This window comes from Amorphoplanes friuliensis DSM 7358 (assembly GCF_000494755.1).
In the GTDB taxonomy this organism is placed as follows: Bacteria; Actinomycetota; Actinomycetes; order Mycobacteriales; family Micromonosporaceae; genus Actinoplanes; species Actinoplanes friuliensis.
On the sequence record NC_022657.1, the window covers coordinates 9232047 to 9252855 of the forward strand.

16 protein-coding genes are annotated in these 20809 nt (G+C 69.1%); 11 read left to right on the forward strand and 5 right to left on the reverse strand.

Features of this window, described 5'->3' with window-relative positions; genetic code table 11:
- Nucleotides 1-91 precede the first annotated feature (91 nt).
- Nucleotides 92-757 (forward strand): hypothetical protein, encoded by a 666-nt coding sequence (locus AFR_RS42600; RefSeq protein WP_238547212.1) that lies wholly within the window; start codon nt 92-94, stop codon nt 755-757.
- 54 nt (nt 758-811) lie between these two features.
- Here AFR_RS42600 and eccB read toward each other — a convergent pair whose 3' ends face one another.
- From eccB to AFR_RS42615, 3 genes are all read right to left on the reverse strand, one after another.
- Nucleotides 812-2257 (reverse strand): type VII secretion protein EccB, encoded by a 1446-nt coding sequence (gene eccB, locus AFR_RS42605; protein ID WP_023563061.1) that lies wholly within the window; start codon nt 2255-2257, stop codon nt 812-814.
- Nucleotides 2258-2321: 64 nt separating this feature from the next.
- Nucleotides 2322-3461: a magnesium and cobalt transport protein CorA gene (locus AFR_RS42610; protein WP_041841591.1), complete on the reverse strand. Its 1140-nt coding sequence runs from the start codon at nt 3459-3461 to the stop codon at nt 2322-2324.
- A gap of 310 nt (nt 3462-3771) precedes the next feature.
- The gene (locus tag AFR_RS42615; protein WP_023563063.1) at nt 3772-4866 is read right to left on the reverse strand and encodes an aminotransferase-like domain-containing protein; all 1095 of its coding nucleotides are present in this window, start codon (nt 4864-4866) and stop codon (nt 3772-3774) included.
- A gap of 220 nt (nt 4867-5086) precedes the next feature.
- On the opposite strand from AFR_RS42615, the gene AFR_RS42620 reads away from it, so the two are divergent.
- The 3 genes from AFR_RS42620 to AFR_RS42630 are packed head-to-tail and all read left to right on the forward strand — an operon-like array spanning nt 5087 to nt 7579.
- Nucleotides 5087-5818, forward strand: coding sequence for a phosphocholine cytidylyltransferase family protein (locus AFR_RS42620; protein WP_023563064.1), 732 nt, complete (start codon nt 5087-5089; stop codon nt 5816-5818).
- Nucleotides 5806-6867, forward strand: coding sequence for an iron-containing alcohol dehydrogenase family protein (locus AFR_RS42625; RefSeq protein ID WP_023563065.1), 1062 nt, complete (start codon nt 5806-5808; stop codon nt 6865-6867). Before AFR_RS42620 ends, AFR_RS42625 begins: the two co-directional genes overlap by 13 nt.
- On the forward strand, nt 6842-7579 hold the full coding sequence (locus AFR_RS42630) for a CDP-alcohol phosphatidyltransferase family protein (protein ID WP_023563066.1): 738 nt from the start codon (nt 6842-6844) through the stop codon (nt 7577-7579). The genes AFR_RS42625 and AFR_RS42630 overlap by 26 nt, the downstream gene beginning before the upstream one ends.
- Before the next feature lie 990 nt (nt 7580-8569).
- On the opposite strand, the gene AFR_RS42635 is transcribed toward AFR_RS42630, so the two are convergent.
- Nucleotides 8570-10090, reverse strand: coding sequence for an arylsulfotransferase family protein (locus AFR_RS42635; protein ID WP_023563067.1), 1521 nt, complete (start codon nt 10088-10090; stop codon nt 8570-8572).
- Nucleotides 10091-10120: 30 nt separating this feature from the next.
- A complete protein-coding gene (locus tag AFR_RS42640; protein WP_041841593.1) occupies nt 10121-11311 on the reverse strand; it encodes a glycosyltransferase family 4 protein in 1191 nt (396 codons plus the stop codon).
- A gap of 24 nt (nt 11312-11335) precedes the next feature.
- Here AFR_RS42640 and AFR_RS42645 point away from each other — a divergent pair, with 24 nt between their 5' ends.
- The 7 genes from AFR_RS42645 (at nt 11336) to AFR_RS42675 (ending at nt 20678) form a co-directional block, all read left to right on the forward strand.
- Entirely contained in the window at nt 11336-12196 is an 861-nt protein-coding gene (locus AFR_RS42645) for an Fpg/Nei family DNA glycosylase (RefSeq protein ID WP_023563069.1), read from the forward strand.
- Nucleotides 12197-12450: 254 nt separating this feature from the next.
- Nucleotides 12451-13950, forward strand: coding sequence for a sugar transferase (locus AFR_RS42650; protein WP_023563070.1), 1500 nt, complete (start codon nt 12451-12453; stop codon nt 13948-13950).
- 1101 nt (nt 13951-15051) lie between these two features.
- Nucleotides 15052-16263: a sensor histidine kinase gene (locus tag AFR_RS42655; RefSeq protein ID WP_023563071.1), complete on the forward strand. Its 1212-nt coding sequence runs from the start codon at nt 15052-15054 to the stop codon at nt 16261-16263.
- Complete coding sequence (locus AFR_RS42660) at nt 16260-17003, forward strand: LytR/AlgR family response regulator transcription factor (protein ID WP_023563072.1); 744 nt, start codon at nt 16260-16262, stop codon at nt 17001-17003. Before AFR_RS42655 ends, AFR_RS42660 begins: the two co-directional genes overlap by 4 nt.
- A 159-nt stretch (nt 17004-17162) precedes the next feature.
- Nucleotides 17163-17855, forward strand: a complete 693-nt coding sequence (locus AFR_RS42665) for a response regulator transcription factor (RefSeq protein WP_274519473.1) — start codon at nt 17163-17165, stop codon at nt 17853-17855.
- Nucleotides 17852-18916 (forward strand): HAMP domain-containing sensor histidine kinase, encoded by a 1065-nt coding sequence (locus AFR_RS42670; protein WP_023563074.1) that lies wholly within the window; start codon nt 17852-17854, stop codon nt 18914-18916. Before AFR_RS42665 ends, AFR_RS42670 begins: the two co-directional genes overlap by 4 nt.
- 160 nt (nt 18917-19076) lie before the next feature.
- Nucleotides 19077-20678 (forward strand): DUF4153 domain-containing protein, encoded by a 1602-nt coding sequence (locus AFR_RS42675; RefSeq protein WP_023563075.1) that lies wholly within the window; start codon nt 19077-19079, stop codon nt 20676-20678.
- Nucleotides 20679-20809: the final 131 nt, after the last annotated feature.

Here is a 20809-nt window from a genome sequence, read left to right on the forward strand (position 1 = left end):
GTCTGATCCGGCTACGCGGGGGTACCCGAAGAGGCACGATGACGTATACGTGGGAGAGAACCACAGGAGGTGGGCACTGGTGTTCGCAACGATGCGACGGAAGAACCGCAGCGCAAAGATGAAGAGCGAGCTCGGGCAGAGCGTTGATCACTTCAAGCGTGCGGCATCCATCGCCGCGCAGGAGACCAGCGCAACCGTGGGTCCCAGGTTCAACGCCGCCAAGGACCGCGTGCAGCCGACGGCCGTCAAGGCCAAGGATGCCGCGTCCAACAGCTGGGAGAGCGCCCTCGCGACGCTGACTCCGCTGGTGGCAGCCGCGACGGACAGCGCGCGGCAGACGGGCAAGTCGACGACGAAGGCGGGCAAGAAGGCCGTCAAGTCGAACAAGAAGAACGCGAAGAAGCTCGAGAAGCGCACCAACAAGGCGCTGGGCCGCAAGCAGAAGAGCCGGTCGGGCCTCAAGCTCGGCGGTCTGCTGCTGGCCGGTGCCGCCGTCGGTGCTGCGGGTGCTTACGTGGTTCGCAAGCGTCGCCGGGAGCAGTGGGACGAGTACGACCCCAGCGGCCCGATCAGCTCGCCGGTGACCGGTGCTGACGACGCTGCTTTCGAGCCGGCCGACCTGTCGGGCCCGTCGGGCTTCGTCACGCCGGCCGACGAGACGGACTCGCTCGTCGTGGACGACGGTGCGGACCAGACCTCGTCGACGCAGCACAGCCCGAACGTCGCTCGCCTGGCGAGCGGCAAGAACAACAACTGACCCTCGGGTCACGGTACGCACAAAGGGCGGGCTTCCCCACGGGACGTCCGCCCTTTACTGCTGCGTAGCGTCCGCCTGCCGAGCTCGTACGGGATCCAGGGCCGGACCTTGCGGCAGGAGCGCGACCAGCTGGCCGGGGATCGGGTCGGGCTGCACGCCGCCGTAACCGAGACGCGGCAGGACGTCGCGGCTGGCGATCGGATAACGCCGGCCGGTGTCGGTGATGATGCTCACCGTGCCGCTGCCGGCCGGAGCGGTCGACGACGCCGCGGCCACCACCAGCGCGCCTTTGCCCCGGGGAACGTAGACAAGATCGGCCTGGACGCCACCCGGAACCGTCGGGGCGCCGGTCACCGGGCTGCCCTTGGGCACGGTGGGACCGATGCGGATGCTGACCTCGGGAACGTCCTTGTCCTCACCGTCGGAGGTCAGGCAGACCTGCCGCGGGCCGTTGAGGAGCACCGGGACCGCCGGCGGGAAACCGGCCTCGCTCGCGGCGGTGACCAGCTGCGTGGCGGAGTGCGGCAGGGTGCTGTAGAGGTTGAGGTCCATCTCGCGGCGGGGGTAGACCTGGGGCTCGACCTGCATCAACCGCGCCTGCACGTCGGTGATGTCGGCAACACCGTCGCTCAGCACGGCGCCCCACTGGTCGCCGCCCGAGTCGCTGTGGATCTGCAGCAGCTGCCCGACCTCGAAGCCGGGGATCTTCGCTGACGGGTCACCGAGGCCGGGGATGGCCGGCGGCTTGAGGTCCGGGCCGATCGGCACGGAGTTGCTCCAGGCGGTCGCGACCGGCAACGGCTGCTGGGTCCAGCCGAAGTAGACCGAGGTCTGCTGCAGCCGCCCGGCCGGGATCAGGAAGCGTTTGTTGTTGTAGACCAGGTAGGTGCGCTGGGACGGGTCCGAGACCAGCAGCCCGCGCAGCTCGGCAGCCGGAGTGTCGGCGCGGGGGACCGGCAGCACCGTGCCGTCCGTGAGCCGGTCGCCGACCGACACCAGGCTCTGTGGCGTCGTGGCGCCCTGCGTGGCCAGCGAGCACACCGTCCACACCTCGTCGACCAGGCCCTTCTTGGCCGACGGCAGCGAGTCGGGGGCGTCCGGAATGCCGAGCGGGTCACCCAGCGGCACCTTGGCCAGGCTCTCCGAGGAGGCGTTGACCATCGTCGGCTCGGGTGCGCCGGCGATCAGCAGGCCGGAGCTGTAGTTGAGCACCGGGTGCATGCGGTCGTCCGACTTCAGGTAGACGTACCGGGCGCCTGAGCCCTTTTCCATGAACACCACGGCCTCGTTGCGCGGCTGCACGGTGCTGCGGCCCTTGAGCAGGCCGTAGACCGCGGCACCGCCGACCGCGAGACACGCGACGACCAGACTGATCAGCGCCGCGCTACCGGCCCGCCGCAATGGTGAGCGGTGCGGGTCGGGGTCGTGGGTGACCAGTGCGGCGACCACCCGCTGCTGCGAGTACTGGTACGAGTGCAGCTGATCCTGGCGTGACGGCACGCGACTTCCCTCCCCAGGGCGACACCGTCACTGTAAAGGTCGGCGCTCCTCGATGGGGGGCGGGTCAGAGCCAGCCGTTGCGGCGGAACGCGCGGTAGAGCAGCACCGAGATGCCCAGCATCAGCAGGAACACCACGGGATAGCCGTACGGCCAGCGCTGCTCGGGCATGTGCACGAAGTTCATGCCCTCGACGCCGGCGATCGCCGTCCACACCGTTGCGATACCGGCCCACGCGGCGATCTTGCGCATGTCGTTGTTCTGGTCGACGGTCACCTGCGCCAGACGCGCCTGGAGGATCGAGTTCAGCAGGTCGTCGTACGAGGAGACCTGCTCGACCGTCCGCGTGAGGTGGTCCTGGACGTCGCGGAAGTAGCGCCGGATCTCCTTGGGGACCAGCCGGCTCTGCGGCGAGGTGATCGTGGCGAGGGGCCGCTGCAGGGGCACGACGGCCCGCCGGAACTCCACGATCTCGCGCTTCATCTGGTAGATCTGCTGCACCGGAGCACCCGTCCCCCGGGAGAACGCACCCTCCTCGATGATGTCGAGGTCGGCCTCCACCTGGTCGGCAACCTCCACGTACGCGTCCACGACCTTGTCCGTCACGGCGTACGCGACCGCCCACGGACCCTGCTCGAGGAGTACGCCGCGGGACTCGAGGTCCGCGCGTACCGGGGCGAGGCGGGAGGCGTCGCCGTGCCGGACCGTGATCACGAAGCGCTCGCCCACGAAGATCATCATTTGCCCGGTCTCGACGACCTGGGAATTCTCGGTGAGCTCGCGGTGCGGCACGTAGCGGGCGGTCCGCAGGACCAGGAAGTGGACGCTGCCGAACTGCTCCAGCTTGGGCCGCTGCTCGGCCTTGACCGCGTCCTCGACCGCGAGTTCGTGCAGGTCGTAGGTGCGCGCGATCGCCGACATCTCCGCTTGGGTGGGCTCGTGCAGGCCCAGCCAGACGAACGTGTTCTCACGGCTGCAGGCCTCGCGCAGAGCCTCGTCGGGAGTGAACTCACCGGGCTCACGCTTGCCGTTCACGTAGACGCCGCAGTCCACGACCGCGGTGCTGTGAAATTCGCGACCCGGCTCGGCCGGGACCCCGTCCGTGGTGCCGAGGAACCGGTTCATGGCCCGTACGGGGGCAGTCCACGCCCGCGACAGGGACCTGTTCACGCCGGTGGTCCTGTTCCGGCGCACGTCTTCGCTCATGACTGCCTCCCCCAGAGGTGATGTCGGCCCTCGCTGTGAGGCCTGCACGAGGCTACGCCCACAGGGTTGCCCGAACCTGTCGCGCCGCATGCCCGGGGGCAAGGTGGCGCCGGACGGACCGGCCGCATTTCGGGGGGTGAAGGGTGCGATCGGCCCGCCCGGCGCCGGGGGGCGGGGGTGGGTGTCGACGCGCCGGACCGCATGGTCATGCAGTCGGTGCAGCAGCATTGTGAGCCGAACGCCGGTCCCGGGGCTAACCCGGAACCGGCGCTGAGGGCTCTCTGTCGGGAATCCGACAGTAGGGCAGGTATCAGGCGGAGATCTCGGCGATGGCGGCGGCGATCCGGCGCACACCCTCGTCGATCTGGTCGACGGTCACGGCCGAGAACGCCAGCCGCACCGAGGACTTGCCCCCGTCGAGCAGGAAGTCGCTGCCCTTGACGATGGCGACACCCTTCTTCATGGCGGCCGGGAAGAGCTTGTCGACGTCCACCGACTCCGGCAGGTCGACCCAGAGGAAGTAGCCACCGTCGGGCTCGGTGAAGGTCGCACCCGGAATGTGCTCACGCAGCGACGCGGCGAGCACCTGCGCCCGCTCGGCCAGCGCGGTGCTCACGGTCTGCACCGACCGGTCGATGTCCCCCGAGACGCAGAACTGGTGCACGATCGCCTCGGACACCATGCCGGGAGAGATGTAGAGGTTGGTGGCCTTCTTCGCGATCGCGTCGATCAGCGCGGCCGGACCGACCAGGTACCCGACCCGGACACCCGGGCACACGGTCTTGGTGAAGCTGGAGGCGTGGACGACGACGTTCTCCGAGTCCATCGACAGCATCGACGGCAGCGCCTCACCGCGGAAACGGATGTCGACGTACGGGTCGTCCTCGAAGATCGTGAAGCCGTACTCGACGGCCAGGCTCAGCAGCGCCTGACGCTTCTCCAGGGAGAGCGTGACACCGGCCGGGTTCTGGTAGTTCGGGATGATGTGCGCGAGCTTCGGGCGCAGGCCGTTCTCGAGCAGGCCACGCAGCTCGTCGACGTCGATGCCGTCCGGCTCGATCGTCACCTGGTGCACCTTGCCGCCCAGGTTCTGCAGGTTCAGCAGGGTGCGGTCGTAGGTCGGCTTCTCCACGATCACGTCGTCGCCGGCCTGCACCAGGTGGTTGAAGAGGAACGCGTCGGCCTGCAGCGAACCGTTCGTCACGATGACCTGGTCGGGGGAGACCCCGTGCTTGTCGGCGATCCACTTCCGCAGCGGGACGTAACCGACGGAAGTGCCGTAGGCGGTCACACCGGCCGGGTCGGCATCGAAGGCTCGCGCGGCGGCGGCCTTGAGGCCCTCGACGTCGACGATGTCCAGGGACGGAGCCCCTCGGGCGAAGGAGATCAACTGCTCAGCGGTCATACCCGCAAGCTTACGAGCAGGCTCTATACAATTTTCGACGTGTCCCCTCGGCCCTCGGTGCTCTTGCCGTGGACGACAACCGCCGGATTTCTTCCAGCTCCGGACGACCTCACGGAAGCTTTTCCGCCCAGAGACGGCTTCGCGGTCCTGCACACTCTCGGTATGTGAACCCACCGCTATCCTCGTCGGGCACGCCCCTCACTTCGGAAGGAACCATCCCATGATCGGTCTTGTACTCGCTGCCGGCGCCGGACGCAGGCTGCGCCCGTACACCGACACGCTGCCGAAGGCGCTGGTCCCCGTCGACGGGGAGACGACCATCATGGATATCTCCCTGCGTAACCTCGCGGCCGCGGGCCTGACCGACGTGACGATCGTCGTCGGCTACCAGGCGGGCGCGGTCGAGTCACGCAAGGACGCCTTCGAGCAGAAGTACGGCGTCAAGATCACGCTCGTGCACAACGACAAGGCCGAGGAGTGGAACAACGCCTACTCCCTGTGGCTGGCCCGTGACCAGTTCGCGCAGGGCGCGCTGCTCGTCAACGGCGACACCGTCCACCCGGTGAGCGTGGAGCACACCCTCCTCAACAGCCGCGGCCCCGGCATTCTTCTCGCCGTTGACAATGTGAAGAAGCTGGCTGACGAGGAGATGAAGACCATCTTCTCCGCAGATGGCCGGCTCACGAAGATCACGAAACTGATGGACCCGGCCGAGGCGTTCGGCGAGTATATCGGCGCGACGATCATCGAGGCCGAGGCCGCCGCCGACCTCGCCGACGCCCTCAAGACCACCTGGGAGCGCGACCCCAACCTCTACTACGAGGACGGCTACCAGGAGTACGCGAACCGCGGCGGTGAGATCCGCGCCGCGACCATCGGTGACATCCCCTGGGTCGAGGTGGACAACCACGACGACCTCGCCAAGGCGCGGGACATCGCATGCCACTACTAGCCCGTAGCGTCCAGACGCCGCTGCACATCGACGTCCGGCGCGGCGCGGTCGCCGACCTCGGCCGGATACTCGCCGACGGCCGCATCTCCGCCGGCGGCGACGTCGCCGTGGTCGTCGGCCCCGGCCAGGGCGAACGCATCGCCGACATGATCCGGCCGTCGCTGGGCTCCGCCGACGTCTACACGACCACCGGCGGCACCCTCGACGCCGCGCTCGAGCTCGCCGCCAAGCTGCGCTCCCGCTCGTACGACGCGGTCGTCGGCATCGGCGGCGGCAAGACCATCGACGCCGCCAAGTACGCCGCGAACCGCTGGGGCATGCCGATGGTCTCGGTGGCCACCAGCCTCGCGAACGATGGCATCGCCTCCCCCGTCGCCAGCCTGATCAACGACGGCATCAAAGGCTCCTACGGCGTCCACATCCCGTACGCCGTGATCGTCGACCTGGACTTCGTCGAGAACGGCCCGGAACGCGTCAACCGCGCCGGCATCGGCGACGTGATCAGCAACATCAGCGCGCTGGCCGACTGGGACCTGGGCCGCGAGGTCCGCGGCGAACCCGTCGACGGCCTGGCCGCGTCCCTGTCCCGCGTCGGCGCCGAGGCCATCCTCACGATGCCCGGCGACATGCAGGACGACGCGTTCGTCACGGTCCTCGCCGAAACCCTGATCTCCAGCGGCCTCGCCATGGCAGTCTGCGGCAGCAGCCGGCCGTGCAGCGGTGGCTGCCACGAAATCATCCACGCGACGGACACGCTCTTCCCGGGTACGGCCTCCCACGGCGAACTGGCCGGCCTCGGCGCCCTCTTCTGCACCTACCTCCGCGGCGACGAGCGGCGCTTCGCCCAGATGTCCGACTGCCTCGTCCGCCACAACCTGCCCCGTACCCCGGCCGACGTCGGCCTCGACATCAGCCAGTTCGTGGAGGTCGTCGAGTTCGCCCCGAAAACCCGCCCCGACCGGTACACGATCCTGGAACACCTGGCGATGAGCCCGGACGAGATCCGCAGGAAGCTGACCGAATATGCCGACGCCGTCGCCGACCGCTGACCCAACCGTGGAAAAACCCCCCACCCCAGACGACTACTACCGGGTCAACCGGGGCGGAGGCCTGTTCAGCGAAGCCCTGAGCCAGCGCATCGGCGCCCGCATCGCGGTCTTCGCCCACAAACACAAACTGGCGCCCACGGTCCTCACGGTCGCCAACCTCGGCCTCAGCTGCCTGGTGTCGTTCGTGGTCGTCGCCTCCGCCGGCCCGGTCGCCAACGACCGCGTCTGGGCCTGGCCGATCGGCCTCCTCGCCCTGGTCGGCTGGCAACTCGCGTACGCCCTGGACTGCTCGGACGGCCAACTGGCTCGCGTCACCGGCCAGACCAGCACAGCCGGCGGTCGCGTCGACGTCCTCTGCGACGTCGCCGGGCAGATCGCGCTGGTGGCGGCGCTGTCCGCGGTGGCCGAGGCCCAGGTCCCGGAAACACCCGCATGGCTCGTGGCCGCCTTCGCCGGCACCTGGATGGTCAACCTGGTGACGTCGGTGATGCAGGGCGGCGACCAGGCGGCCAGCATGGTCACCAGCCGCTCGCTGCCGGTCCGGGTGGCCAAGCTCGTCCGGGATTATGGCGCGGTGATTGCGGTGGCCGGTGTGGTTTTGACTGTTGCGCCACAGTGGACGGTTTGGCTCGTCAGCGCCTTCACCTTGATCAACGGGGCGTTTCTTGCGGCCAGTATTGCCTTCTCTGGCCGGGCGGCTCTCAAAGGCTGACTCAGGTCCTGCCCTAGCTCCGACGAGGCCCCAGCTGTCCGGCAGCTGGGGCCTCACCGCATCTCGCCTCAAGCCCAACATCACCGAAGTGGGCTCGGCCTGGCTTCCGCAAAGGCCCAACATCCGGGAAGCTGGGCCTAGCCCAGACCGCGAAAGCCCAACATCCGCGAAGTTGGGCTTAAACCGGACCACGAAGGCCCAACATCCGCGAAGCTGGGCCTAACCCAGACCGCGAAAGCCCAACATCCGCGAAGCTGGGCCTAACCCAGACCACGAAAGCCCAACATCCGCGAAGCTGGGCCTAACCCAGACCACGAAAGCCCAACATCCGCGAAGTTGGGCCTAACCCGGACCACGAAGGCCCAACATCGTTGAGGTTGGGCTGATCCGGGTGGGCCACGGCCACGATGTGCTGCTCGGCCTGCTTGTCGAGCCAGGCGCCATGAAGGCCCAACTTCCTTGAAGTCGGGTCCAACCCAGCCCCGCGAAGGGCCAACACCCTTGAAGTCGGGCTTGAACGGGGCCGCGAAGGCCCAACAACCGTGACCGGCGAGGAGCGCGGCTTCGCGGGTCGGTCGAGGCCTGGTTTGGGCGGTCGGGACGTTCTTGGGGGCGTGCCGCCAAGGGATTGCGGCCAGGCCCAGGTGCCCGCGAAGTCAGGCCCCCAGGCCACCACGCCCCAACATCCGTGAAGTCGGCCGCAGTCAGCCTCGGAGGCCCAACATCCGCGAAGTAGGGCCCACACAACCCCATGAAACCCCAAAACCCCGGAAGTCGGGGCTGAGCGGGCTACACAAAGGCCCAACTTCAAAGAAGTTGGGCCTTGTATTCGGGGAAGCACGGACCTGGCAAGCATCTGGTGCCCGGCCCCAGTCTCAGCGGGCGCCGATCAGCGCCATGCACCCAGCCACAACAACGACCAGACAAACACCGCCGGCCCAGAACGGCCCCGATCGAACCGGAACTGGACGCCGTCACCTTCGTTCAAAATCAAACGCGAACCGGAATAGCCGACGACGTACCCAACACCTTGCCAGTGTCATCGAGCGCTTCAGCGACAACGTATTCCGGCGTCCCCGGAAGCGTCAGTGTTGTCTCGAAGCCGGTCCGGTCGGCTTCAGCGGATTGGGTCAGGGCGCCAGGCTGGCCACCCGCACGAGCACGCCATTTGGAGACCTTTGTCGACCCGTTCCAGCTGACGCTGACGATCACATTGCTGCCGTCGACGTGGAGGCCAAGGGCGGGCTGGTCGAGCGGAACGCCTGGCCACTCGGCCTTGTACGCTCGATAAGACTGGTTGTCCAGCGGCAGATGCCCATCAAGGCGAACCGTCCCGTCCGGGGCGTACTCGGTGAAGTAGGGCATCTGGCCCCAGCCGATAAAAGACCCACCATCGGCGAGTTCACGAAAACTGCCCTGTGTCGGCGCCGACAGTTTCGAAGGGTGCAGGAATTCGGAGACGAACGAAACGGTCCGGGCTGTCTCGTCGATCTTGAAAATCAGGCCGCGGGATTCCTCGCGTTCCTTGGTCACGCCCGCGCCGTTGTCGAAGACGCTGTACGACCCGTCGCGCCGCCGGCGGAAGTCATGCTGCCAGCTGAACTTGGACTTTTCGTCGACGGTGAAGTCGGATTTTTTGCCACCGATGCGCCACATCACGTCGCCGGTGCGCTTGTTGATTTTGTAGGTCGTCCAGGTGTGGCGGGCGGAGATGAGGATGTTGCCGTCGGCGTCGAGGCCGACTGAATTGGCGTGGAAGTAGTCGTAAGGCAGGTGCGCGGATTCGCCGCCTGGCAGCGGTGCGTACGACTCGGCCAGGCTGACGTGGTCACGGGCGCGCCACTCGAAGAGGCGCCGGCCCGTTCTGATGTCGATCTCCTGGAGGACGCCGTCGTGGAGGACGCCGTCGGCCGGGCCGCCGGCGGACGTCAGGTCGTACGGGATCGGGTCGTAGATCCAGAAGAGGGCGGTGTCGTTCGGGGTGATGACGAAGTCGTGCTGGTCGGCCTGTTCGGAGCCGGCCGCGCGGACCCGGGTGATCTCGCGGTAGTTCGCGTCGGTGATGACGAACTCGCCCTGACCGACGCCCTGGCCGCCGGTGCCGCCGATGGTTCCTTCCCACCAGGTCAGCACGGGTTTGTTCTGGTACTGCTGCACCTTGAAGTCGATCGCCACCGTCGCCGGGTCGGGGACCTTGCGGAACCAGACCGGTGAGCCTTTGTCGTCGACGATCAGCGGTCCCCACAGTCCGGTGCCGGACGCGGGCGTCAGGTAGATGTATCCGGGCGCGGTCGCGGCGGCCGGCGTCGTGATGGTGACGTCCGGGAGGGTCCGCAGGTCAGGGCGGGAGCGGAACTTGGCGGGGGCGGGTGCGGCGGCCGCAGAAGCCTCTGGCGATTTGCCGTCGGTGTTGGCGATCGCGTAGCCGGCACCGCCGCCGGCCGCTGTGAACACCGCGGCACCACCCACGCCCAGCAGGACATTGCGGCGCGAGATCTTGGTTTCCGTCACCGGCCGAGCATTCCCCATTTCGATGGGGATCTACCTCGGTGCGGGGTGGGAATTCTCTGTGAGAGACGTGTAAACGTCGATGAGACGGCGGGTGACGACATCGGGATGAAACGCTTGTAGGTACCGCGTCCGGGCATTCGGCGCGACCGCTGCGGCGTCGACGCGGGCGATCGGCAGGGCAGCCGCCAGGGTCTCGGCGTCGGGCTTGACCACCCAGCCCGCGACCTGGGCGGACTCGTCGATGCCGAGCAGGTAGGGGATGCCGCCGACGTCCGTGCCGAGGACGGGCCGGCCCGCCGCCATCGCCTCCAGGATCACCGTCGGCAGCACGTCGTTCCAGGTCGGAACGGCCACGACCACCGAGGCCTGGTCGCGGGCGGCCTCCATGCCCGTACGGTCGAGCGCACCCAGGTAGGTCACGTCGTCGCGTTCGGCCGCGGCCTGCTCGGCGAGCGGTCGCAGTTCGCCGTCGCCGGCGATGCGCAACGGGCCGAGTGAGCCGTCCGGATGGCGGCGCCACGCGTCCAGCAGCAGCTCGAGACCCTTCTCGGGCGACAGCCGCGCCGCGTAGAGGAAGCCGTCCCCGAGCGGCGCCGGTTCGCCCGGGTCGGGGAGGCCGTTCGGCTTGATCACGATGCGTTCGTCCGGGATGCCGTAATCCCGCAGGTGTGCGGCGATCCGCCCGGTGAGGGCGATGTAGCGGTCCACGGACTTCCACGTCGGCCGGTGCACGGCCAGCGTCGTCGCCATCAGCGCGCTCTGCGCCGCCGACCCGCGGTAGCACTTGTGCACGACGGCGGGCCAGCCGAACGCCTTGCCGCGGCAGTCGTGGCAGTTGTGCCCGTCCCGGAAGTACAGCCCCGAGGAGCAGACCTGGCGGTAGTTGTGGACCGTCTGCACGACCGGCACGCCGTGCTCGTGGGCTGTACGGACCACCCAGGGCGACAGCAGCGGGTACGGGTTGTGCAGGTGCAGCAGGTCCGGCCGCTCCCGTTGCAGGAGCTCGGAGAGGTCACGCTGGGCAGCCCGGCCGTAGATCGGTGACAGCGGCAGCAACGCCTTCTGGGCGAGCGGCAGGTCCCCGATCGAGTCGGAGGCCCGCTGGAACGGGAGCACCTCGATCCCGGCCGCCGTGAGCTGGGCGATCTCCGTGTCGACGATGACGTTCTCGCCGGACGGGATCGCCTCGCGGTATCTGTTGTGCGCAACGACGACCTTCACGCCGGGAAACGCTACCGTTAGGGCGTGCCCGAGCTTCCCGAGGTCGAGGCGCTCGCCGCTTACCTGCGGGAGCGTGCGGTCGGCCACGCCGTCGAGCGCTTCGAGGTGTCCTCGTTCAGCGCGCTGAAAACGTACGATCCGCCGCCGAGCGCGGTCGCCGGACTGGTGATCACCAGCGCCGGCCGCCACGGGAAGTTCCTCGACCTGACCTTCGGCGACGACCTGCACCTCGTGGTGCACCTGGCCCGGGCGGGTTGGCTGCACTATCGGGACGCGTTCAAGTCGCCCCTGCCGCTCAAGCCGGGCAGCGGGCCCATCGCGATCCGGGTGCGCCTCGATGACGGGTCCGGGTTCGACCTGACCGAGGCCGGGACGCAGAAGTCGCTGGCGGCGTACCTGGTGAGGGACCCGGCGGAGGTCCCCGGCGTCTCCCGGCTGGGGCCGGACGCGCTGGCGGTGAGCCGGGACGAGTTCGCCGAGCGCCTCCGCAGCCGCCGCGGCCAGGTCAAGGGTGTGCTGACCGACCAGGAGGTGCTCGCCGGCATCGGCAACGCCTACTCCGACGAGATCCTGCACGTGGCGAAGATGTCGCCGTTCGCGCTGACGAGCAAGCTCACCGACGAGCAGATCACCACTCTGTTCGACGCGATGCGGCAGGTGGAGACCGACGCCGTCACCCGCTCGGTGGGCCAGAAGGCCGCCGAGCTCAAAGGCGAAAAAAGGGCCGGCATGCGCGTCCACGCCCGGACGGGTCTGCCCTGCCCGGTCTGCGGCGACAACGTCCGTGAGGTGTCCTTCGCCGACAAGAGCCTGCAGTACTGCGCGACCTGCCAGACCGGCGGCAAGCCCCTCGCCGATCGACGCCTCTCGAAGCTGATCCGCTGATCACTCAGAGTGTTCGACCCGTATCCCGGGGGAAAGCAGCCACAACGTCCGCTTCTTCTCTGCCGTTCCATCGGTATAGTGGCCCGGTCCCACGCTTCCGTCCGCGGCGCGCGGGTACCGGCGGCCCCGGCCGGAGCCCCCAGGGTCGTGGCAGTGCGTAATGTTCTCGGTGTGGGCGGTACGTGATGCGGGAGGACGTAGGCGAGGTGACCACGAGCCTCCAACGCCCGGGAACGAGCAAGAGCCGGAGCGGTATGCCGTACGACAGCTTCGAGTGGCAGCAGGATCCGCCCCAGAGCAGCAGCGGGGTGCCCCGGTCGGCCTGGACCCGATCACACAAGCGTCTGTCCCGCTGGCACCGTCCGTACACCCTGATCCTGATCATCTTGGATCTGGTCTCGGCGATGCTGGCCAGCCTCCTGGCCGTGTCCTTCATCCAGAAGGCCAGCTCCGGCTTCCAAGGCCGCGAGGGAGTTTTCTACTTCGTCGCCTTCGTCGGCCTGCCCCTCGGCTGGCTCTTCATCCTCTGGGCCAACGGCAGCTACGACCGCCGCTACCTGGGCCTGGGCAGCGAAGAGTTCAAACGGGTGGTCCGCGCCTTCGTCACGGTCGTGGCCTGCGTCTCCCTGCTCTCCTTCGCCACCAAGACCCAGCTCTCCCGCGTGACGATCGCGTACGTCTCGATCGCGGCGCTGATCTTCATCCTGTTCTGCCGCTACTCGGCCCGCCAGGTCCTCCACGTAGCCCGCAAACGCACCGGCCACGGCGCCCACCGGATGATCCTGATGGGCACACTCCCCGAGGCCCTCGAGGTCTACACGGCGGTCACCCGCAGCCCCGCAGCCGGCCTGATCCCCGTCGCGATCCACCTCACCGACGGCTATTCCGCCGCCCGCGGCATAGAAACCCCGGTCCCGGTCTACGCCAGCCGGGACGTCCTCGCCCTGGTCCGCGAGGTCAGCGCCGACACTATCGCCGTCTGCGGCTCCGCCAGCGCCGAACCGGGTGAGCTCCGCCGCCTGGCCTGGGCCCTCGAAGGCACCGGCGTCGACCTCGTCGTCGCCCCCCAGCTCACCGACATCGCCGGCCCACGCGTCCACATCCGCCCGATCGAAGGCCTCCCGCTCCTCCACGTCGAAGAGCCCACCCTGTCCGGCCCCGGCTGGCTGGCAAAAAACCTCCTCGACCGGGTCGCCGCCTTCTTCGGCCTGCTCTTCCTGACCCCCGTCCTCGGCATCATCGCCCTGGGCATCCGCCTGGCCAGCCCCGGCCCGGTCTTCTTCCGCCAGCCCCGCGTAGGCCACGAAGGCCGCACCTTCCGCGTGTGGAAGTTCCGCACCATGGACGTCGACGCCGAAGAACGCAAAGCCACCCTCGAAGAGCTCAACGAAGCCGACGGCATGCTCTTCAAGCTCAAAGAAGACCCCCGCATCTTCAAATTCGGCAGCAAACTCCGCGCCACGTCCCTCGACGAACTCCCCCAGCTCATCAACGTCCTCAAGGGCGAGATGTCCCTGGTCGGCCCCCGCCCCCTCCCCGCCGACGACGGCGACTACCTGGGCGACGTCCGCCGCCGCCTCCTGGTCCGCCCCGGCATCACCGGCCTCTGGCAGGTCAGCGGCCGCTCCGACCTGTCGTGGGACGAGGCCGTCCGCCTCGACCTCTACTACGTCGACAACTGGTCCCTCACCTACGACCTGAGCATCCTCTGGCGAACAATCTGGGTAGTCCTCAAACGAAAAGGCGCGTATTAATCCGCCGCCCAGGAAATTTGTTCGAGCTCAACCGCCAGGTCAACTTCAAGATCAGATTCAAGGTCAGATTCAAGGTCATGTCGTGCCTGGTTGCATGTCCCTGATCGTCGCTCCCGCCGAGACCGGGCACGGGCAACCACTCGCCCAGCGGCTCGTAACCGGCCCCCCGCACCCTGCCAGCTCCGTGCTCCCCAAGATCAAGCCCCCCTCACCGATGTGCGCCTCAAAGTTGTAGGGACTCGAGCCGGCGGACTCGGGCCAGCGGACTCGGACCGGCAGACTCGGACCGGCAGGGCGCGGGTCGGGCAGGCTCGGGCCGGCGTGCTCGGGCCGGCGTGCTCGGGCCGGACGCATGATCACCACAACATCAGCGAAGTTGGGCCAACATCGGCCACTTGAAGGCCCAACTTCAACGAAGTTGGGCTGGGTCGGGCGATTGCCTGCGCGCTGCAGGGCTGCGGAAACGGGTAGCTGAGCCGGACCCGGCCGATCGCGGGGCGCCAATTCGGACCGGCAGGGCGCGGGCCGGGCAGGCTCGGGCCGGGCGGGCAGCTCGGGCCGGCGCGCTCGGGCCGGACGCATGATCACCACAACATCAGCGAAGTTGGGCCAACATCGGCCACTTGAAGGCCCAACTTCAACGAAGTTGGGCTGGGTCGGGCGATTGCCTGCGCGCTGCAGGGCTGCGGAAACGGCTAGCTGAGCCGGACCCGGCCGATCACGGGGCGCCAATCATCGCTGTGGAGCCGGGTATAAGCCGGGCCGCAGCGCCGGCCGCCGCCTGTTCCAGCGCCGAAGCCCCAACTTCACCGATGTTGGGCGACCCGTTGCGCTCCACCTCAGGAAGCCATCACGCTGGCCGCCGCCTGCTCCCGCGCCAGAGCCCGACTTCATTGAAGTTGGCGACCCGTTGCGCTGCACCCCGGGATGCCATAGCGCCCGACGCCGCCTGTTCCCGGGCGAAAGCCCGACTTCATTGAAGTTGGCAACTCGTCGCGCTCGATCTTGGTGGGCCACGCGGAGGGCCGGCTTGATCAACGGGCTGGAGTCAGGGCGGGGCAGGGGTTGGTGTTTCGTGGGGGTTGGGGTCAGGATGCGTGCGTGGCTGGTGGGGTGGGGAGTGCGCTGGCGGTTCTGGCTGTGCTTGCTGCGCTGGCCGGGGCCGTAATTGCGGTTCTGCGCCTACGTGCCCGCCGCGGAATTGCCACCGCCGGGCAGCGGGCTACCTACGACGTTCTGCATACGGCTTCGCTGGCGGCTGAGCCGCTCAGGACCGGATTGACGGCTGCCTCAGCGGCCAAGGCCGTACGGCATCTGCGGCGCCTGGTCGGGGCGGCCGGGTTGACCGTTGCCGACGCCGAGCGGTGTCTGGCGTTCGACGGGCGGGGGAGTCACCACAGCGCACAGTTCACCGAGGCCGCCGCCCGGGCTCTGCAGACGAGCCGGTCGATCGTGCTGGGGGTGGCCGACCTGCCCTGCGATCGGATGGACTGCGTGGTCCGGGGCGCCGTGGTTGCGCCGCTGACCGGGGCCGGCGGCAAGTCCGTGGCCGCGCTGGTGGCGATCGCGGATGATCAGCCGGCGCCGGGGCTGGTGCAGGCGACCATGGAGACCGCACGGTGGGCCGGTACGCAGCTCGCTCTGGCCGAGCTGGACTCGTCGCGGGAGCGGCTGGCGCGGGCCGAGGTGCGGGCGTTGCGGGCGCAGATCAGTCCGCATTTCATCTACAACGCGCTGACCGCGATCGCGTCGTTCGTGCGTACCGATCCGGAACGGGCCCGGGAGTTGATTCTGGAATTTGCGGAGTTCACCCGGTACTCGTTCCGGGCGCACGGCGATTTCACGACGCTGGCGGAGGAGCTGCGGTCGATCGATCGTTATCTGACCATCGAGCGGGCGCGGTTCGGGGACCGGTTGCAGGTGCGGTTGCAGATCGCGCCGGAGGTGTTGCCGGTCGGGTTGCCGTTCCTGTGTCTGCAACCGCTGGTGGAGAACGCTGTGAGGCACGGGCTTTCCCGGAAGCCGGGCGTCGGTATGGTGAGCATCGAAGCCCGGGACGCGGGCGCCGAATGCCACATAACGGTTGAGGATGACGGCGTCGGCATGGATCCTGCGGTGCTCGCCGCGGGTGTTGCCGAGGCGGTCAACGGCCGGGACGACGATGCGGGGCAGCACGTCGGCCTCTCCAATGTGGATGAGCGCCTGCGGTCGGTCTTCGGTGAAACTTTCGGACTGGTGGTGGAGACCGCGCCGGGCGCGGGGACGAAGGTGAGCATGCGGGTGCCGAAGTTCCATCCGGGAGTACGCGCATGAGCCTGGTCGTGCTGGCCGTGGACGACGAGCCACCGGCGCTGGACGAGCTGGCCTACCTGCTCAACGCCGACGGCCGGGTCGCGTTTGTGCACCGCGCCGGCGATGCTACCGAGGCGCTGCGGGTGCTGCGGGACACCGAGGTCGACGCGGTGTTCCTCGACATCCGCATGCCCGGACTCGACGGCATGGAGCTCGCCCGCATCCTGCACCGCTTCGCCCGGCCACCGGCGATCGTCTTCGTGACCGCGTACGACGACGGGGCGGTGGACGCGTTCGACCTGGGCGTCACCGACTACGTGCGCAAGCCGGTCCGGGCCGAGCGCCTCGGGGAGTCCCTGCGCCGCGTCACCGGTCTGCGGGCCGCGCCACCACCGGCGCCCGCCAAGCGGGAGGAGGAGCCGAGCATCCCGGTCGAGCTGGCCGGCACGACCCGGATGCTGCCGCGGTCGTCGGTGCGCTGGGTCGAGGCGCAGGGTGACTATGCCCGGCTGCACACCTCCGACGCGTCCCACCTGGTCCGCGTCTCCCTGGCCACGCTGGCCGAGCGCTGGGCCGATGCGGGGTTCGTCCGCATCCACCGGTCCTACCTGGTGCAGCTGCGGCTGGTCGCCGAGCTGCGGCTCACCCAGTCGGGGTACGTGGTCGCGATCGACGGTGTGGAGCTCCCGGTCAGCCGGCGGCACACGCGCGAGCTGAAGGACAAGCTGATCCGCGCGGTCAAGCACGACTGGACCCGCTGAGCGCTCAATCCACAGCGTTATCCACACCCGGACCGGGTTATCCCCAGAGTTATCCACAGACTCTCGATCTTCACAAGTTGTCCACAAGCTCACCCCCGGACCCGCACGACTGCTCAATAGGCTCCTCAGCGCAAGGGCAACCGGATGGGGGTGGGTGACGTGACAGCACGCAAGGTTCTCGTGGTCGAGGACGAGCGCACCATCGCGGAGGCGGTGGCCGCCCGGCTGCGCGCGGAGGGCTTCGAGGTCGAGATCGCCGGTGACGGCCCCTCGGCGGTCGACGCGGCCCGCCGGACGCTGCCCGACGCGATCGTGCTGGACGTCATGCTCCCCGGCTTCGACGGCCTGGAGGTCTGCCGGCGCATCCAGGCCGAGCGCCCGGTGCCCGTCCTCATGCTCACCGCCCGCGACGACGAGACCGACCTGCTGGTAGGCCTGGCCGTGGGCGCGGACGACTACCTGACCAAGCCGTTCTCGATGCGCGAGCTGAGTGCCCGCGTGCACGCCCTGCTGCGCCGGGCCGTCCGCAACGCCGCCCCGGACGCGACCGCGGTGGCGAGCCCGACGATGCACCTCGGCGACCTGGAGATCAATCTGGCTGAGCGGCGGGTGCTGCGGGCCGGGGTCGAGGCCAAGCTGACCCCGACCGAGTTCGACCTGCTCGTTCACCTGGCCGGCCGCCCGCGGACGGTGCTTCCCCGGGAACGCCTGCTCGCCGACGTGTGGGGCTGGGCGGACGCCTCCGGCACCCGCACGGTCGACAGCCACATCAAGGGCCTGCGGCGCAAGCTCGGTGCGGACCTGATCCGCACGGTTCACGGCGTCGGGTACGCCCTGGAGGTGCAACGGTGAGACTGCTGCACCGCATCCTCGGCTGGTTGCCGCGCCCGCTCGACCCGGTGCGCTCGATCAAGGCCAAACTGTCGCTGGCGCTCGGCCTGGCCGGCGGTGTCGGCCTGCTGATCTTCTGGTGGAGCCTCGGCTTCATGCGTGTGGAGCTGTCCTGGTTTGCCATCGCTGTGGCACTGGGCCTCGTCACGCTGCAGGTGATGGCTCACGGTGCGACCGTGCCGCTGCGCGAGATGACGGTCGCGGCCAAGGCGATGGCCCGCGGCGACTACACGCGCCGCGTCCGGGCCACCTCCCGGGACGAGGTGGGCGAGCTGGCCACCGCGTTCAACCAGATGGCGAGCGACCTGGCCGCCGCCGACCGGCAGCGCCGCGAGCTCATCGCCAACGTCTCGCACGAGCTGCGTACCCCGATCACCGCGCTTCAGGGCCTGCTGGAGAACATCGTCGACGGCGTCTCCACGGCCGAGCCCGAGACGATGCGGACGGCCCTGACCCAGACCGAACGCCTCGGCCGGCTGGTCACGGAGCTGCTCGACCTGTCCCGCCTGGACGCGGGTGTGGTCCCGCTGTCCCGGGCCCCGATCGACGTCCGCTCGTTCCTCGGTGACGTGGTCCGCGAGGCCACCGTCAACGCGGACGGCGCCGGCCACGACGTGCGCTTTGTGGTCTCCGCACCGGAGATCCGGATCGACGGCGACCGGGAACGCCTCCACCAGGTCTTCGCCAACCTCCTGGACAACGCGGCCCGCCACAGCCCGCCGGGCGGCACGGTCACGGTCCGCGCGGAACGCCGCGACGAACACGTCCTGCTGGCGGTCTCCGATGAGGGAGAGGGCATTCCCGCCGCCGAGCGTGCCCGCGTCTTCGAACGCTTCACGCGCGGCGAACGCGCCACCGACGGCGGCACCGGCCTGGGCCTGGCCATCGCCCGCTGGGTCGTCCAGCTCCACGACGGCACGATCGCAGTCGTCGACCCGGCGAGTGCGCCGGCCCGCGACCGCCCGGGCTGCCACATCCACGTGACGCTGCCGCTGCAGCCACCCCGCGTCTCCCTCTCCTGAACCGGAGCCCTCCATGCCCACGATTCCGCAACACCCCTCTGCCAAAAACTCTCAAAACGAGCCTAATCATCCGGCTTCGACAGACTCATCGACCCACCCCGCGCAACAACCGAGCCCGCCGCCACCAGGGGGAGCCACGCCACCGAGGAGCGGTGCCGGCGTGCCGCAAGGGGCCACCGCGCTGGCGACTCGGCCGCAGCCGGCCCAGACCGGCCCGGGCATGCCGGTGGCGCCGCTGCACGGCCCGTGGGCCAACCCGTCGATCTTCGGCCACCGCTGGCCCGGACCGGCGCTCCCGCCGGCGCCCGCAGCCATCTCCGCACTGCTGATCGCCGGAGTGATGGCCGCCCTGAGCATCCCCCTCGACCGCGCAGGCATCGGCTGGCTGATCACAGCAATCGCCGGTGTGGCCGCTCTGACCGCCGCTCGCATGGCACCGCACCGCATCTCGCCGACAGCACCGAAACCGCTGGTGACCCGCACGAGGAACACCCTCACCAGGGCCCGTTTCGGCTGGTCGGCGGCGACCGTCGCACTGCTGGGCGTCGGCACGTTCCGATCCGCGGGCTGGCTGTTTGTGCTCTGCCTGCTGACCGCGATCCTGACCGGCGCACTGGCCGTCGCCGGCGGGCGCTCTCTGCGGTCGATGAGCGTGGCCACGATCATGACGCCGCTGGCCGGCTTCCGTGCCCTGAACTGGATCCGCCGCGGCCTGGCGACAGCGGGCCGCGCCGGCGGCAGCGGCCTGCGGATCACCGCCACGGTCGCGGTGTCGCTCGTCCTGCTCCTGGTGTTCGGCTCACTGTTCGCCTCCGCGGACGCGGCCTTCGCCGACCTGATCGAAGCCGCGGTCCCCGACATCAGCGCGATCACCATCGTCCGCTGGATCTTCGTCTTCCTGCTGACAACCTTCATCCTGGGCGGTGCCGCCTTCCTGCGAGCAGCGCCGCCCAACCTCGACGGCCTGGACAGCCCGGGAAAGCGCCGGGTCGCCCGCCTCGAGTGGGCCGTCCCCCTGACCCTGCTCGTGCTGCTCTTCGCGATGTTCGTGGCAGTCCAGCTGACGGTCCTCTTCGGCGACTCGAAACACGTCCTCGACACCGACGGCCTGACCTACGCCGAGTACGCCCGCAGCGGCTTCTGGCAACTCCTCGTCGTCACCGGCCTCACCCTGGTGGTCCTGGCCGGCGCCGCCCGCTGGGCTCCCCGCGGGACAAGCACGGACCGGCTGCTCATCCGCGGCATCCTGGGCCTCCTGGCCGCCCTGACGCTGGTCATCGTCGCCTCGGCGATCCACCGCATGGACCTCTACGCGGACACCTACGGCCTGACCCGCCTCCGCGTCCTCGTGGCCGTCTGCGAGCTCTGGCTCGGCCTGACCTTCGTCCTGATCCTGATCGCCGGCATCCGCCTCAAAGCCGCCTGGCTCCCCCGAGCAGTGGTGGCCCTCGGCGTCCTGTCCCTGCTCAGCCTGGCCGTGGCCAACCCCGACCACCTGATCGCCGACCGCAACATCACCCGCTTCGAGCAAACGGGCCGCATCGACAGGTCCTACCTCTCCGACCTCTCACCGGACGCCGTCCCAGCCCTGACCCGCCTCAAGGGCGACGACCGCACCTGCACCCTCATCCCGATCGCCCGCGACCTCGCCGACAACACCGACGACTGGCGAGCCTGGAACCTCGGCCGCCACCAGGCCAGAGAAGCCCTGAAAGCCAACCCCCCGTACCCGACAAGACCCTGCCTCGACCTCTACAGATAAGGCAGCTACGGATAAGGCAACCAGGACCACAACGGGCTGGGGGGGCGGGGATGACCCACGGAAGGATCAAGCCTGACCGCCTGGAGTGGGTCATCCCCGCCCCCCAGCCCCACCCTGCAACCAGCCGAAAG